The organism is Pseudomonas sp. CF161 (genome assembly GCF_000416215.1).
In the GTDB taxonomy this organism is placed as follows: Bacteria; Pseudomonadota; Gammaproteobacteria; order Pseudomonadales; family Pseudomonadaceae; genus Aquipseudomonas.
Genome location: NZ_ATLP01000060.1, coordinates 49,855 through 65,180, shown reverse-complemented (window position 1 = coordinate 65,180; position 15,326 = coordinate 49,855). Strand labels below are relative to the sequence as shown.

Sequence of the window (15,326 nt, the reverse complement as noted above, 5' to 3'; positions counted from 1 at the left end):
AAGCACAAACCCCGGCGCGCGGCCGGGGTTTGTGGGTTCGGTCTTGCTTACACCAGCGCGGCGATGGCCGCGTTGAGGGTGGCGCTAGGGCGCATGGCCTTGCTCACCAGCTCAGGCTTGGCGCTGTAGTAGCCGCCGATGTCCACTGGCTTGCCCTGGACCGCATTGAGCTCGGCAACGATGGTCGCCTCGTTCGCGGTCAGGGTCTTGGCCAGGGTGCTGAACTGCGCTTGCAGTGCGGCGTCTTCGGTCTGGGCCGCCAGGGCTTGAGCCCAGTACAGCGCCAGGTAGAAGTGGCTGCCGCGGTTGTCGATGTTGCCGACTTTGCGCGAAGGCGACTTGTTGTTGTCCAGGAACTGGCCGGTGGCCTGGTCCAGGGTCTTGGCCAGTACCAGCGCCTTGGGGTTGTTGTAGGTGTTGCCCAGGTGCTCCAGGGAAGCGGCCAGAGCCAGGAACTCACCCAGGGAGTCCCAACGCAGGAAGTTCTCTTCCAGCAGCTGTTGCACGTGCTTCGGAGCCGAACCGCCGGCGCCGGTTTCGAACAGGCCGCCGCCATTCATCAGCGGCACGATCGACAGCATCTTGGCGCTGGTGCCCAGTTCCATGATCGGGAACAGGTCAGTCAGGTAGTCGCGCAGCACGTTGCCGGTGACCGAGATGGTGTCTTTGCCTTCACGGGTGCGGGCCAGGGTGAAGCTCATGGCTTCTACCGGCGACATCACGCGGATGTCGAGACCGGTGGTGTCGTGATCCTTCAGGTAGGCCTGAACTTTCTCGATCATCACACCGTCGTGGGCGCGCATTGGGTCCAGCCAGAAGATGGCCGGAGTGGCGCTGGCGCGAGCACGGTTGACGGCCAGCTTGACCCAGTCCTGGATCGGCGCGTCTTTGGTCTGGCACATGCGGAAGATATCGCCGGCTTCGACTTTCTGTTCCAGCAGCAGGTTGCCCTTGCCGTCGGTGACGCGAACCACGCCGTCAGCCTTGATCTGGAATGTCTTGTCGTGGGAGCCGTACTCTTCGGCTTTTTTCGCCATCAGGCCGACGTTCGGCACGCTGCCCATGGTGGTTGGGTCGAAGGCGCCGTGTTGCTTGCAGTCTTCGATCACCGCCTGGTAGATGGTGGCGTAGCAGCGATCCGGGATCAGTGCCTTGGTGTCGTGCAGTTGGCCGTCGGTGCCCCACATTTTGCCGGAGTCACGGATCATGGCCGGCATCGAGGCGTCAACGATCACGTCGCTCGGCACGTGCAGGTTGGTGATGCCTTTGTCGGAGTTGACCATCGCCAGGGAAGGGCGTGCAGCGTAGACGGCCTGGATGTCAGCTTCGATCTGCGCCTGCTGCTCGGCTGGCAGGGCCTTGATGCGGGCGTACAGGTCGCCGATACCGTTGTTCAGGTTGAAGCCGATTTCTTTCAGTACGTCAGCGTGCTTGGCCAGGGCGTCCTGGTAGAACTCGGCAACGATCTGACCAAACATGATCGGGTCGGAGACTTTCATCATGGTGGCTTTGAGGTGCACCGACAGCAGCACGCCTTGTTTCTTGGCGTCTTCGATTTCGGCGGCGACAAAGGCGCGCAGGGCCTTTTTGCTCATGACCGCGCAATCGAGGATCTCGCCGGCTTGCACGGCGGTTTTTTCTTTCAGGACGGTGTGGGTGCCGTCTTGAGCGATCAGCTCGATTTTAACGCTGTCGGCGGCTTCGATCAGGGCGGCTTTTTCGCTGCCGTAGAAGTCGCCATTGCTCATGTGAGCCACGTGGGATTTGGAATCTTTGGCCCAGGCGCCCATTTTGTGCGGGTGCTTGCGCGCGTAGTTCTTGACCGACAGTGGAGCGCGACGGTCGGAGTTGCCTTCACGCAGCACCGGGTTTACCGCGCTGCCCTTGACCTTGTCGTAACGGGCCTTGGTTTCTTTGTCGGCGTCGCTGGTGACAGTCTCCGGGTAGTCCGGCAGGGCGTAACCCTGGTCCTGCAGCTCTTTGATCGCGGCTTGCAGCTGTGGAGCCGAGGCGCTGATGTTCGGCAGCTTGATGATGTTGGCTTCCGGCGTAACGGCCAGGTCGCCCAGTTCGGCGAGGTGGTCCGGCACGGCTTTGGCGCCCAGTTGCTCGGGGAAGCTTGCGAGGATGCGGCCAGCCAGCGAGATGTCGCGGGTTTCCACGGCAATATCAGCGGAAGCGGTGAAGGCTTCTACGATAGGCAGCAGTGAGTAGGTGGCGAGTGCAGGGGCTTCGTCGGTGAAGGTATAGATGATCTTCGAACGGGTGGGCATATTCGGATTAACTCTCTTCTTTGCTAAAGCGTGCGCAGAAACTCGAGGTGCGCCGGGTAAGCGCGTTCGTTCAAAGTCGTCCATGAGCCGAATGTCGAGATTTCTTCGCGGTGATGTTGGGTGCATCAGTCGAGCGTCAAGCGGGTGAGCTGCGGTAACAGCTCGGCTTTTCGGGCGGAAAGCCTCGTCTTAGAGAGGTCAGCCGTCGTGACTCTGTGGTCAGCGGCGGCATTATACATAGGTAGCTGGCAAAACGCCGATGGTTCATAGAGGGCGCTGCTCGTCCATTGGTCTAAAGGTCGCAGGCGCGGTGGGGGCGTAGAGTTGACCGATGTGCTCAAGTTTGGCGCTTTTCCCTTTGATTTCAGGCTTGTACGCGGCGAACTGTGCAACTTCCCGGCAGATGACGGGAAGCTGAGGTTTCCGTGCAGATTCAACTGGGGTACGCTCGAACGCAGCCAGATGTTCAATCCACACAACGGAGTTCAGCATGGGATACAAGAAGATTCAGGTTCCAGCAGTCGGCGACAAAATCACCGTCAACGCAGACCATTCTCTCAATGTTCCTAACAACCCGATCATCCCTTTTATTGAAGGTGATGGTATTGGCGTTGATATCAGCCCGGTCATGATCAAGGTTGTAGATGCTGCTGTTAAGAAGGCTTACGGCGGCGAGCGCAAAATTTCCTGGATGGAGGTTTATGCCGGCGAGAAGGCTACTCAAGTGTACGACCAGGACACCTGGCTCCCTCAGGAAACCCTGGACGCAGTCAAGGATTACGTGGTGTCCATCAAGGGCCCGCTGACCACGCCGGTTGGTGGGGGTATCCGTTCCCTGAACGTAGCTCTGCGCCAGCAACTCGACCTTTATGTCTGCCTGCGCCCGGTACGCTGGTTCGAAGGTGTGCCAAGCCCGGTGAAAAAACCAGGCGACGTCGACATGACCATCTTCCGTGAGAACTCGGAAGACATTTACGCCGGCATCGAGTGGAAAGCCGGTTCGCCGGAAGCGACCAAGGTCATCAAATTCCTTAAAGAAGAAATGGGCGTCACCAAGATCCGTTTCGACGAAAACTGCGGCATCGGCGTCAAGCCGGTTTCCCTGCAGGGCACCAAGCGCCTGGCGCGCAAGGCGCTGCAGTATGTGGTCGACAATGACCGCGACTCGCTGACCATCGTGCACAAAGGCAACATCATGAAGTTCACCGAAGGTGCCTTCAAGGAATGGGCCTACGAAGTGGCGGCCGAAGAGTTCGGCGCGACCCTGCTCGACGGCGGCCCGTGGATGCAGTTCAAGAACCCTAAAACCGGCAAGAACGTTATCGTCAAGGACGCCATCGCCGACGCCATGCTCCAGCAGATCCTGCTGCGCCCGGCCGAATACGATGTGATCGCGACCCTCAACCTCAACGGCGACTACCTGTCCGACGCCCTGGCGGCAGAAGTGGGGGGTATCGGTATCGCGCCAGGCGCCAACCTGTCCGACACCATCGCCATGTTCGAGGCTACCCACGGCACCGCACCGAAGTACGCTGGTAAAGACCAGGTGAACCCGGGTTCGCTGATTCTTTCCGCAGAAATGATGCTGCGCCACCTGGGTTGGACCGAAGCGGCCGACTTGATCATCAAGGGCACCAACGGCGCCATCTCGGCCAAGACCGTGACCTATGATTTCGAGCGTCTGATGGACGGCGCCAAGCTGCTGTCGTCTTCCGCGTTCGGTGATGCGCTGATCTCGCACATGTGAGTGATTGACGGCTAAAACAAAACCGGCCGACTCAATCCCTTGAGTCGGCCGGTTTTTTTATGTCCGGATGCTGGCGAGTCTCAGCTCAAGGCTGTTTCATGCTGTATTTCATGGCTGGTTTCGCCTGGCAGCTTGAGCTCGGTAATCTTCACGGCATGCAAGCCCTTGGGGCCTTGAATGATCTCGAAGCTCACGGGCTGCCCGGCTTTCAGGGTTTTATAGCCATCCATGTCGATGGCCGAGTAATGGGCAAAAAGGTCGTCGCTCTTGCCTTCCTCATTGATAAAACCGTAGCCCTTGGCATTGTTGAACCACTTGACCTTGCCGCTTGCCATACTCATATCCCTCTGCAACAGACTCCATCACTGGAGTATCATCCGTTCATCCGCACTGGGACCTGATAAATAAGGTTGACTGCGCGGACCTTTTTTACCCAATGTGGGCTCTATTGGTTGTAACACCGTTTTGCCGATAGTCAAGGTGACCCGGCGGTCGGAGTTGAAATCGTCCTGAGGTGCCCCCACCACTGTATTTGCACAACTAACGAACCTTTCTTTCCATGCATGCATTCAGCCAGATTCGACTAACATTCAATCAGGATCGCCCGGATCTACACGACGACGATTCCGCTGGCTTGGCTGTACAGGAAGCTAAGCCTGCATTGCAGGCGCCGCCCATGTACAAGGTGGTTTTGTTCAATGATGACTACACACCGATGGATTTCGTCGTCGAAGTGCTCGAGGTGTTTTTTAACCTGAATCGCGAGCTGGCGACCAAGGTAATGCTGGCCGTTCACACAGAAGGACGGGCAGTATGTGGAGTGTTTACCCGCGACATCGCCGAGACCAAGGCCATGCAGGTCAACCAGTACGCCAGGGAAAGCCAGCATCCGCTACTCTGTGAAATCGAGAAGGACGGTTAACGCCGACCACTTGGGTATGAGGTGAAGCTATGTTAAACCGCGAGCTCGAAGTCACCCTCAATCTCGCCTTCAAGGAGGCCCGCTCGAAGCGTCATGAGTTCATGACGGTTGAGCACCTTTTGTTGGCTCTTTTAGATAATGAGGCCGCCGCCACTGTTTTACGTGCCTGCGGAGCTAACCTCGACAAACTCAAGCATGATCTGCAGGAGTTCATCGACTCCACCACGCCCTTGATCCCCGTGCATGACGAGGATCGTGAAACCCAGCCAACCCTGGGCTTTCAGCGGGTATTGCAGCGCGCTGTCTTCCACGTACAGAGCTCGGGCAAGCGGGAAGTGACCGGCGCCAATGTGCTGGTCGCAATCTTCAGTGAGCAAGAGAGTCAGGCCGTGTTCCTGCTGAAACAGCAGAGCGTTGCCCGCATCGATGTCGTCAACTACATCGCCCATGGCATCTCCAAGGTGCCGGGGCATGGCGATCACTCTGAAGGTGAGCAAGATATGCAGGACGAAGAGGGTGGTGAGTCTTCTTCTTCGGGCAATCCTCTGGATGCCTATGCCAGTAATCTCAATGAACTCGCACGCCAGGGTCGGATCGATCCGTTGGTGGGGCGTGAGCTTGAGGTTGAGCGGGTGGCGCAGATCCTTGCGCGTCGTCGCAAGAACAACCCGTTGCTGGTGGGTGAGGCGGGTGTCGGCAAGACAGCCATCGCCGAGGGCCTGGCCAAGCGTATCGTCGACAATCAGGTGCCTGATCTGTTGGCCAATAGCGTGGTTTATTCCCTGGACCTGGGCGCTTTGCTGGCCGGGACCAAGTACCGTGGCGACTTCGAGAAACGCTTCAAGGCGTTGCTTGGCGAGTTGAAAAAACGCCCACAAGCGATCCTGTTTATCGACGAAATCCACACCATTATTGGTGCGGGTGCGGCATCTGGCGGCGTGATGGATGCCTCCAATTTGCTGAAACCGCTGCTGTCCTCGGGTGACATTCGTTGCATTGGCTCGACCACCTTCCAGGAGTTCCGTGGGATCTTCGAGAAAGACCGTGCCTTGGCGCGGCGCTTCCAGAAAGTCGATGTGTCCGAACCTTCGGTTGAAGACACCATCGGTATCCTGCGTGGCCTTAAAGGACGCTTCGAGCAGCACCACGGCATCGAGTACAGCGATGAAGCGCTGCGCGCTGCCGCGGAGTTGGCGTCGCGCTATATCAATGATCGGCACATGCCGGACAAAGCCATTGATGTGATCGACGAGGCGGGTGCCTATCAACGCCTGCAACCGGTCGAAAAGCGCGTCAAACGTATTGAAGTGCCGCAGGTGGAAGATATCGTCGCGAAAATTGCGCGTATTCCTCCAAAGCACGTCACCAGTTCCGACAAGGAGCTGTTACGCAATCTTGAGCGCGACCTGAAACTGACGGTCTTCGGTCAGGATGCTGCAATCGACTCGCTGTCTACCGCCATCAAGCTGTCCCGTGCGGGCCTCAAGTCGCCGGACAAGCCGGTCGGTTCCTTCCTGTTCGCCGGTCCTACCGGGGTGGGCAAGACCGAGGCGGCGCGGCAGTTGGCCAAGGCGCTGGGGATCGAGCTGGTCCGTTTCGACATGTCCGAGTACATGGAGCGCCACACCGTATCGCGTTTGATCGGTGCACCTCCCGGCTATGTCGGTTTCGACCAGGGCGGCTTGCTGACCGAAGCGATTACCAAGCAGCCGCATTGCGTATTGCTGCTCGATGAGATCGAGAAGGCGCATCCGGAAGTCTTCAACCTGCTGTTGCAGGTGATGGACCACGGCACCCTGACCGATAACAACGGGCGCAAGGCTGACTTCCGTAACGTGATCGTGATCATGACCACCAACGCCGGTGCCGAAACGGCCGCGCGGGCCTCGATCGGCTTCACTCATCAGGATCACTCTTCCGATGCCATGGAAGTGATCAAGAAGAGCTTCACGCCGGAATTCCGCAACCGCCTGGACACCATTATCCAGTTTGGTCGCCTCAGTCATGAGGTCATCAAAAGCGTGGTGGACAAGTTCCTTACCGAGCTTCAGGCGCAGTTGGAAGACAAGCGCGTGCAGTTGGAAGTAACCGATGCTGCTCGCAGCTGGCTGGCGGCGGGTGGTTACGACGTGACCATGGGCGCGCGGCCAATGGCGCGCTTGATCCAGGACAAGATCAAGCGTCCGCTGGCAGAGGAGATCCTGTTTGGCGAGTTGGCCGATCATGGCGGTGTGGTTCACATCGACATCAAGGACGGCGAGCTGACCTTCGACTTCGAGACCACCGCAGAAATGGCGTGATCGCAATCGATGCAAAACAGCCAAAGGCACCGCAAGGTGCCTTTGTGCTATCTGGGGCGTGCGCAGCGCATTGATCTGCGCGGGGTAAGCCGGTCCGGCGCCTGTCAGGTTTTCTCGACGCGAACAAAAACGCCCGGCATAACCGGGCGTCTTGTATTGACTTGCTTAGCGAGCGCGGTAAGTGATGCGCCCTTTGCTCAAGTCATAGGGCGTCAGCTCGACGCGCACTTTGTCACCGGTAAGAATACGAATGTAGTTCTTGCGCATCTTGCCGGAGATATGCGCGGTTACGACGTGCCCATTTTCCAACTCCACACGAAACATGGTGTTGGGCAGGGTGTCGACGACAGTGCCTTCCATTTCGAAGCTGTCTTCTTTCGACATGCAGTAAAGCCCTCGGTATCCAATGAATGGCCCGGTGCAACTGCGCCAGGCAAAAGCGGCGTGCATTGTGCCCGAAAAATGGGGTTTAAGCCAAGACCTTCTAACTGAGGGTCGCCCATCTCTGGTTAATCAGCAGCTCGATAGGGCGATATTGGGTCTTATAGTTCATCTTTTTGCAGTTTTTGATCCAGTAGCCGAGGTAGACCGCTTCCAGCCCCAGGCGCAGGGCTTCGCTGATCTGCCACAGGATCGCGTAGCGTCCCAGGCTGCGACGCTCTTCGTCCGGCTCGTAAAAGGTGTAGACCGCCGACAAGCCATTAGGCAGCAAATCGGTCACGGCCACGGCCAGCAGGCGACCTTCGAGGCGGAATTCGTAGAAGCGGGAGAACGGCAGGTCGCGCACCAGGAACGTGGAGAACTGGTCGCGGCTGGGCGGGAACATATCGCCATCGGCATGGCGCTGTTCGATGTAGCGGCGGTACAGCTCGAAATATTCTTCGCTGAATGCAGGCTTCACCGCCTTCACGCTCAGTTCGCTGTTGCGCTTGAGAATGCGTTTCTGCTGGCGATTGGGCAAAAACTGCGCGACGGGAATGCGCGCGGGAACGCAGGCGTTGCAGTTCTGGCAATGCGGGCGATACAGATGGTCGCCACTGCGGCGAAAGCCCATTTCCGACAGGTCTGCGTAGACATGCACATCCATTGGCTGGCTAGGATCGAGAAACAGGGTGGTGGCCTGTTCATCGGGCAGGTAGCTGCAAGAGTGGGGTTGAGTGGCATAGAACTTCAAACGCGCCAACTCGGTCATGAGTCAACCCTCGGAATAAGCTTTGAATTAAGTGTAAGCCACAGGTGCAAAAATCGCTCAGCAAACCCACGTGGCGCGGCTGGGTTGATCCAGGTGCTGACGCAGATAGCCGGCAAAGTCACTGCGGGTGATGGCGCGCGCACCCAGGCTTTGCAGGTGGCTGGTGTGCATCTGGCAGTCGATCAGCACAAATCCCCACTCATGCAGGTGTTTGACCAGGGTGGCAAAGCCGAATTTCGATGCATTGTCGGCTCGGCTGAACATCGACTCACCAAAAAACAGCTGGCCCATCGCCAAACCGTACAGCCCGCCAACCAGTTCGCCCTGGTCCCAGACTTCCACCGAGTGGGCGTGGCCCCGTGCATGCAACTGCAGGTAGGCCTGCTGCATGGCGTCGGTGATCCAGGTGCCATCGGCATAGTCGCGCGGTGCGGCGCAGGCGCTGATCACTGCGGCGAAGTCCTGATCGAAGGTGACGTGGTAGCGTTGCTGGCGCAGCAGCTTGTTGAGACTGCGGGACACATGCAGCTCCTGCGGAAACAGCACAGTACGCGGGTCCGGCGACCACCAGAGAATGGGCTGGCCTTCGGAAAACCAGGGAAAGCAGCCATGGCGGTAGGCCTGGACCAACCGATCGGCGGACAAGTCACCGCCCGCCGCGAGCAGGCCGTTGGGGACGCGCATGGCCTTTTCCAGGGGAGGGAAATCAAGGGTGTTGCGTTGGAGCCAGGTCAGCATGGTATTCAAACTTGCGGAAGGGGAGGGCGGTGGCGGGCCGCGAAGGCCCGCTCCAAGCGTAGGACGAGCGCTTAGTGGTCGTCGAGGAATTTCTCGGCGTCCAGCGCCGCCATGCAGCCGGCGCCAGCGGAGGTAATGGCCTGGCGGTAGACGTGGTCGGCAACGTCGCCGGCCGCGAACACTCCCTCGACGCCGGTGGCGGTGGCATTGCCCTCACTGCCGCCCTTGACCAGCAGGTAGCCGTCACGCATCTCCAGTTGGCCCTGGAAGAGGTCTGTGTTGGGTTTGTGGCCAATGGCGATAAAGACTCCGGCCAGTTCCAACTCGTGGGTGGCGCCGCTCAGGCTGTCCCGCAGGCGGGCACCGGTCACGCCGCTGGCATCGCCCAGCACTTCATCCAGGTGCTGATTCCAGTGCAGGCGGATATTGCCGTTGGCGGCTTTCTCGAACAATTTGTCCTGCAGGATTTTCTCCGAGCGCAGTTTGTCGCGCCGATGCACCAGGTGCACTTCCTTGGCGATGTTCGACAGGTACAGCGCTTCTTCCACGGCGGTATTGCCGCCGCCGACTACAGCGACCACCTGGTTGCGGTAGAAGAATCCGTCGCAGGTGGCGCAGGCCGATACGCCCTTGCCGGCGAAGGCTTCTTCCGACGGCAGCCCCAGGTATTGGGCCGATGCGCCGGTGGCAATGATCAGGGCATCGCAGCTGTAGGTGCCGCTGTCGCCGATCAGGATAAACGGTCGCTGCTGCAACTTGGCCGTGTGGATGTGGTCGTAGACGATCTCGGTATCGAAGCGCTCGGCATGTTTTTGCATGCGCTCCATCAGCACCGGGCCGGTCAGGCCTTCGACATCGCCGGGCCAGTTGTCGACTTCGGTGGTGGTGGTCAATTGTCCTCCGGCCTGCAGGCCGGTAATGACAGTCGGTTTGAGGTTGGCTCGGGCGGCATACACGGCAGCACTGTAACCGGCAGGGCCGGAGCCCAGAATAATCAGGCGTGAATGCTTCGCTTGGTTCATAAAAACACCTCATAAGCCTTTGTCACAAAAGGCAATGCATGCTCAAATTGAATACTGCGTAAAGTGCCGTTGGTTATGCTACACCGAGGATGTACCAGCGTGGCATGAAGCGAGCAAACCCGTACAATGCCGGTATGTATCAAGATATTCAGAATTGCACTGTTTCAGGATCCCGGGGCAGAGTGTTAAAAGTAGCCCCAGTCAGGCCAATCAACTTTATTTACCTGCTCGTTCGAGCAGTATTTTGTAGTCAATCATCAGTTGGACGCGCCGTAGGCGCAGGAAAAGACGCGTTTTGAAGAAATCCACCGCAACACCTAAAACAGTAGTCCCGCTCTGGCGTCAGCAATTGCACTACCGGCTCAAGGAAGGTGCATTGATCGCCATTGGTGCCTTATGCCTGTTTTTGATGATGGCATTGTTGACCTATGGCAAGGACGATCCGGGCTGGAGCCATAACAGCAAGATCGAAGATGTGCAGAACTTCGGTGGGCCTGCCGGTTCTTACAGCGCCGACATCCTGTTTATGGTGTTGGGTTATTTCGCCTATATCTTCCCGCTGTTATTGGCGATCAAGACTTATCAGATCTTCCGTCAACGGCATGAACCCTGGCAGTGGAGCGGCTGGCTGTTTTCCTGGCGCCTGATCGGCCTGGTGTTCCTGGTGTTGTCCGGAGCCGCCTTGGCCCATATTCATTTTCACGCGGCTACCGGCTTGCCAGCCGGGGCGGGCGGGGCGCTGGGCGAAAGCCTGGGCGACCTGGCAAAAAACGCACTGAACATCCAGGGCAGTACCCTGATGTTTATCGCGCTGTTCCTGTTTGGCCTCACCGTGTTCACCGACCTGTCGTGGTTCAAGGTCATGGACGTCACCGGCAAGATCACCCTCGACCTGTTCGAATTGTTCCAGGGCGCCGCCAATCGCTGGTGGGCGGCTCGTACCGAGCGCAAGCAGCTGGTGGCCCAGTTGCGTGAAGTGGATGCCCGGGTCGACGAAGTCGTGGCCCCGACCGTCACCGACAAACGCGAGCAGGCCAAGGTCAAGGAACGCCTGATCGAGCGCGAGCAGGCCCTGAGTAAACACATGTCCGAGCGCGAGAAACAGGTGCCGCCGGTCATCGCTCCCGCTCCGCCGAAAGCGGCGGAACCGAGCAAGCGTGTGCAGAAAGAGAAGCAGGTGCCGCTGTTCGTCGACAGCGCCGTTGAAGGCACTCTGCCACCTATTTCCATCCTCGACCCGGCAGAAAAGAAACAGCTCAACTATTCTCCCGAGTCCCTGGCGGCGGTTGGCCACCTGCTGGAAATCAAACTCAAGGAGTTCGGGGTCGAGGTGTCGGTGGATTCGATTCACCCGGGCCCGGTCATTACCCGTTACGAAATCCAGCCGGCAGCTGGGGTCAAGGTCAGCCGCATCGCCAACCTGGCCAAGGACTTGGCGCGTTCCCTGGCGGTGACCAGTGTGCGGGTGGTCGAAGTGATCCCCGGCAAAACCACCGTGGGCATCGAGATTCCCAACGAGGATCGGCAGATCGTGCGCTTCTCCGAAGTGCTGTCGACCCCGGAATACGACAACTTCAAATCCCCGGTGACATTGGCCCTGGGTCATGACATCGGCGGCCGTCCGGTCATCACCGACCTGGCGAAAATGCCCCACCTGCTGGTGGCCGGTACCACCGGTTCCGGTAAGTCGGTGGGGGTGAACGCGATGATTCTGTCGATCCTGTTCAAGTCCGGCCCGGAAGACGCCAAGCTGATCATGATCGACCCGAAAATGCTTGAGCTGTCGATCTACGAAGGCATTCCGCACCTGCTGTGCCCGGTAGTGACCGACATGAAGGACGCCGCCAACGCTCTGCGCTGGAGCGTGGCCGAGATGGAGCGGCGCTACAAATTGATGGCGAAGATGGGTGTACGAAACCTGTCGGGCTTCAACGCCAAGGTCAAGGAAGCCCAGGACGCCGGTACACCGTTGACCGACCCGCTGTACAACCGCGAGAGCATCCACGACGAGGCGCCGCTGCTGGTCAAGCTGCCGACCATCGTGGTGGTGGTCGACGAATTCGCCGACATGATGATGATCGTCGGCAAGAAGGTCGAAGAGCTGATCGCGCGGATCGCACAGAAGGCCCGTGCGGCCGGTATCCACCTGATCCTTGCCACCCAGCGCCCTTCGGTGGACGTGATCACCGGCCTGATCAAGGCCAACATCCCGACCCGCATGGCGTTCCAGGTGTCGAGCAAGATCGACTCGCGGACCATCATCGACCAGGGCGGTGCCGAACAACTGCTGGGTCACGGTGACATGCTCTACATGCCGCCGGGGACCAGCCTGCCGATCCGGGTCCACGGCGCATTTGTCTCCGACGATGAAGTGCACCGCGTGGTGGAAGCCTGGAAGCTGCGTGGCGCGCCTGAATACAACGACGACATCCTCAACGGTGTCGAAGAGGCGGGCAGCGGCTTTGACGGTGGCGGTGGCGGTGACAGCGATGATGCTGAAACCGACGCGCTGTACGACGAGGCGGTGCAGTTCGTCCTGGAAAGCCGCCGGGCTTCGATTTCGGCGGTGCAGCGCAAGCTCAAGATCGGTTACAACCGCGCCGCGCGGATGATTGAGTCCATGGAAATGGCCGGTGTGGTCACCGCGATGAACACCAATGGCTCGCGCGAAGTATTGGCGCCGGGCCCGATGCGCGACTGAGCATCGAATTGAATCGACGCGGCGTGATGGCATGCCGCCGATAATCCCACGCAATTTTAAGAGGACTCCCATGCGTCTTATCCGCATGATGTTGCTGCCGGTTTTGGCTTTGACCACGCTCTCGGCTCACGCTGACGACAAGGATGTAGCCCGTCTGACCCAGCTGTTGGAAAAATCCCAGACCCTGACTGCACGCTTCTCCCAACTGACCCTGGACGGCGGTGGCACCCAGTTGCAGGAAACCGCTGGTGAAATGTCGCTGCAACGCCCGGGGCTGTTTTACTGGCACACCGACGCGCCACAGGAACAACTGATGGTGTCCGACGGCAAGAAGGTTTCGCTGTGGGACCCAGACCTGGAGCAGGTGACCATCAAGAAGCTCGATCAGCGCCTGACCCAGACCCCGGCCCTGCTGCTGTCCGGTGATGTGTCGAAGATCAGCGAAAGCTTCGATATCAGCGCCAAGGAAGCTGGCGGGGTGATCGACTTCACCCTCAAGCCGAAAACCAAGGACACCCTGTTCGACAGCCTGCGCCTGTCGTTCCGCAACGGCATGGTCAATGACATGCAACTGATCGACAGCGTCGGCCAGCGCACCAATATCCTGTTCACCGGCGTCAAGGCCAACGAGCCGATCCCGGCTTCCAAGTTCAAGTTCGACATCCCCAAGGGTGCCGACGTGATCCAGGAATAAGCGGCTAGTCATACAAGAGGTTGCAAAGGTACGCCATGGACCTGTTTCGTAGTGCCCCGATCGCTCAGCCCCTGGCCGCCCGCTTGCGCGCGGCCAACCTGGATGAGTACGTCGGTCAGGAACACCTGTTGGCCCGGGGCAAGCCTCTGCGCGAAGCCCTGGAGCAGGGCGCCCTGCATTCGATGATTTTCTGGGGCCCGCCAGGGGTGGGTAAGACCACCCTGGCGCGGCTGCTGGCGGAAGTCTCGGATGCGCACTTCGAAACGGTCTCGGCGGTGCTGGCCGGGGTCAAGGAGATCCGCCAGGCGGTGGAAATCGCCAAGCAACAGGCCGGCCAATACGGCCGCCGGACCATCCTGTTTGTTGACGAAGTGCACCGTTTCAACAAGTCGCAACAAGATGCCTTTCTGCCTTATGTCGAAGATGGCACGCTGATTTTCATCGGTGCCACCACCGAAAACCCTTCGTTTGAATTGAACAACGCCTTGCTCTCCCGGGCCCGGGTCTACGTGCTCAAAAGCCTGGACGAAGCCGCCCTGAACAAGCTGGTGCAGCGCGCCCTGAGCGAAGAGCGTGGCCTGGGCAAGCGTCAGCTGAGCCTGAGCGACGAAGGTTTCCAGATGCTGCTGTCGGCGGCCGACGGCGATGGCCGGCGCCTGCTCAACCTGTTGGAGAACGCCTCGGACCTGGCGGAAGACAACAGCGAGATCGGCGTCGAACTGCTGCAAAGCCTGCTGGGCGACACCCGTCGGCGTTTCGACAAGGGCGGCGAGGCGTTTTACGACCAGATCTCCGCGCTGCACAAGTCGGTGCGTGGTTCCAACCCCGACGGTGCCCTGTACTGGTTCGCGCGCATGCTCGACGGCGGCTGCGACCCGCTGTACCTGGCTCGGCGCGTGGTGCGCATGGCCAGCGAAGACATCGGCAACGCTGACCCGCGCGCCCTCAGCCTGTGCCTGGCCGCCTGGGACGTGCAGGAGCGCCTGGGCAGCCCCGAAGGCGAGTTGGCGGTGGCCCAGGCCATTACCTATCTGGCCTGCGCGCCGAAAAGCAACGCGGTGTACATGGGCTTCAAGGCCGCCATGCGCAGCGCGGCCGAGCATGGTTCGCTGGAAGTACCGCTGCATTTGCGCAATGCGCCGACCAAGTTGATGAAGCAACTGGGGTACGGCGACGAATACCGTTATGCCCACGATGAGCCGGATGCCTACGCCGCCGGCGAAGACTATTTTCCCGACGAGCTTGAACCGCAACCGTTCTACCAGCCGGTGCCCCGCGGCCTGGAGCTGAAGATCGGCGAGAAGCTCAATCACCTGGCAGCCCTTGACCGCGTCAGCCCAAAACAGCGGAGAAAATAGTGATTCGAACGATTCTTGCGGTGTCCGTCGCCGGTATCGCTGGTACATTACTGCGTTTCGCGGCTGGCACCTGGGTCAGCGCCAACTGGCCCCGGCATTTTTATGCGGCCACCTTGGCGGTCAACCTGCTGGGCTGCCTGATCATCGGCGTGTTGTACGGGCTGTTTCTGGTGCGCCCGGAAGTGCCGATCGAAATCCGTGCCGGCCTGATCGTCGGCTTTGTAGGCGGTCTGACGACCTTTTCATCCTTTTCCCTGGATACGCTGCGTTTGCTGGAAAGCGGGCAAGCACCGATAGCCTTCGGTTATCTGGCCATCAGCGTATTCGGCGGGCTGCTCGCGACCTGGGCTGGCCTGTCCTTGACCAAACTTTGATAAAC

General features: G+C 59.4%; 13 protein-coding genes. 7 read left to right on the top strand and 6 right to left on the bottom strand.

The window, feature by feature from the left end; genetic code table 11:
* Nucleotides 1-47: 47 nt before the first annotated feature.
* Nucleotides 48-2,273, bottom strand: a complete 2,226-nt coding sequence (locus CF161_RS11445) for an NADP-dependent isocitrate dehydrogenase (RefSeq protein ID WP_020296736.1) — start codon at nucleotides 2,271-2,273, stop codon at nucleotides 48-50.
* Nucleotides 2,274-2,763: 490 nt separating this feature from the next.
* Here CF161_RS11445 and icd point away from each other — a divergent pair, with 490 nt between their 5' ends.
* A complete protein-coding gene (gene icd / locus CF161_RS11435; protein WP_020296734.1) occupies nucleotides 2,764-4,020 on the top strand; it encodes an NADP-dependent isocitrate dehydrogenase in 1,257 nt (418 codons plus the stop codon).
* 80 nt (nucleotides 4,021-4,100) lie between these two features.
* Here icd and cspD read toward each other — a convergent pair whose 3' ends face one another.
* The gene (gene cspD, locus CF161_RS11430; RefSeq protein WP_043229223.1) at nucleotides 4,101-4,355 is read right to left on the bottom strand and encodes a cold shock domain-containing protein CspD; all 255 of its coding nucleotides are present in this window, start codon (nucleotides 4,353-4,355) and stop codon (nucleotides 4,101-4,103) included.
* Nucleotides 4,356-4,579: 224 nt separating this feature from the next.
* Between cspD and clpS the strand changes: the two genes are divergently transcribed.
* Nucleotides 4,580-4,942: an ATP-dependent Clp protease adapter ClpS gene (gene clpS, locus CF161_RS11425; RefSeq protein ID WP_020296732.1), complete on the top strand. Its 363-nt coding sequence runs from the start codon at nucleotides 4,580-4,582 to the stop codon at nucleotides 4,940-4,942.
* Between the two features lie 29 nt (nucleotides 4,943-4,971).
* On the top strand, nucleotides 4,972-7,242 hold the full coding sequence (clpA, locus tag CF161_RS11420) for an ATP-dependent Clp protease ATP-binding subunit ClpA (RefSeq protein WP_020296731.1): 2,271 nt from the start codon (nucleotides 4,972-4,974) through the stop codon (nucleotides 7,240-7,242).
* Between the two features lie 165 nt (nucleotides 7,243-7,407).
* On the opposite strand, the gene infA is transcribed toward clpA, so the two are convergent.
* The 4 genes from infA to trxB all read right to left on the bottom strand — a co-directional run bounded on the left by infA (nucleotide 7,408) and on the right by trxB (nucleotide 10,194).
* Entirely contained in the window at nucleotides 7,408-7,626 is a 219-nt protein-coding gene (infA, locus tag CF161_RS11415; protein WP_002553999.1) for a translation initiation factor IF-1, read from the bottom strand.
* A 100-nt stretch (nucleotides 7,627-7,726) separates the two neighbouring features.
* On the bottom strand, nucleotides 7,727-8,434 hold the full coding sequence (locus tag CF161_RS11410; protein WP_020296730.1) for an arginyltransferase: 708 nt from the start codon (nucleotides 8,432-8,434) through the stop codon (nucleotides 7,727-7,729).
* A 57-nt stretch (nucleotides 8,435-8,491) separates the two neighbouring features.
* Nucleotides 8,492-9,172, bottom strand: coding sequence for a leucyl/phenylalanyl-tRNA--protein transferase (aat, locus tag CF161_RS11405; protein WP_020296729.1), 681 nt, complete (start codon nucleotides 9,170-9,172; stop codon nucleotides 8,492-8,494).
* Between the two features lie 71 nt (nucleotides 9,173-9,243).
* On the bottom strand, nucleotides 9,244-10,194 hold the full coding sequence (trxB, locus tag CF161_RS11400; protein WP_020296728.1) for a thioredoxin-disulfide reductase: 951 nt from the start codon (nucleotides 10,192-10,194) through the stop codon (nucleotides 9,244-9,246).
* A gap of 295 nt (nucleotides 10,195-10,489) precedes the next feature.
* On the opposite strand from trxB, the gene ftsK reads away from it, so the two are divergent.
* The 4 genes from ftsK (at nucleotide 10,490) to crcB (ending at nucleotide 15,321) form a co-directional block, all read left to right on the top strand.
* Complete coding sequence (gene ftsK / locus CF161_RS11395; RefSeq protein ID WP_084471708.1) at nucleotides 10,490-12,895, top strand: DNA translocase FtsK; 2,406 nt, start codon at nucleotides 10,490-10,492, stop codon at nucleotides 12,893-12,895.
* Nucleotides 12,896-12,965: 70 nt separating this feature from the next.
* Nucleotides 12,966-13,589 carry an outer membrane lipoprotein chaperone LolA gene (gene lolA / locus CF161_RS11390; RefSeq protein WP_020296726.1) on the top strand — a complete coding sequence of 208 codons (624 nt, stop codon included), beginning with the start codon at nucleotides 12,966-12,968 and terminating at the stop codon, nucleotides 13,587-13,589.
* A gap of 35 nt (nucleotides 13,590-13,624) precedes the next feature.
* The gene (locus CF161_RS11385) at nucleotides 13,625-14,947 is read left to right on the top strand and encodes a replication-associated recombination protein A (protein ID WP_020296725.1); all 1,323 of its coding nucleotides are present in this window, start codon (nucleotides 13,625-13,627) and stop codon (nucleotides 14,945-14,947) included.
* Nucleotides 14,947-15,321, top strand: a complete 375-nt coding sequence (crcB, locus tag CF161_RS11380; RefSeq protein WP_020296724.1) for a fluoride efflux transporter CrcB — start codon at nucleotides 14,947-14,949, stop codon at nucleotides 15,319-15,321. Before CF161_RS11385 ends, crcB begins: the two co-directional genes overlap by 1 nt.
* Nucleotides 15,322-15,326: the final 5 nt, after the last annotated feature.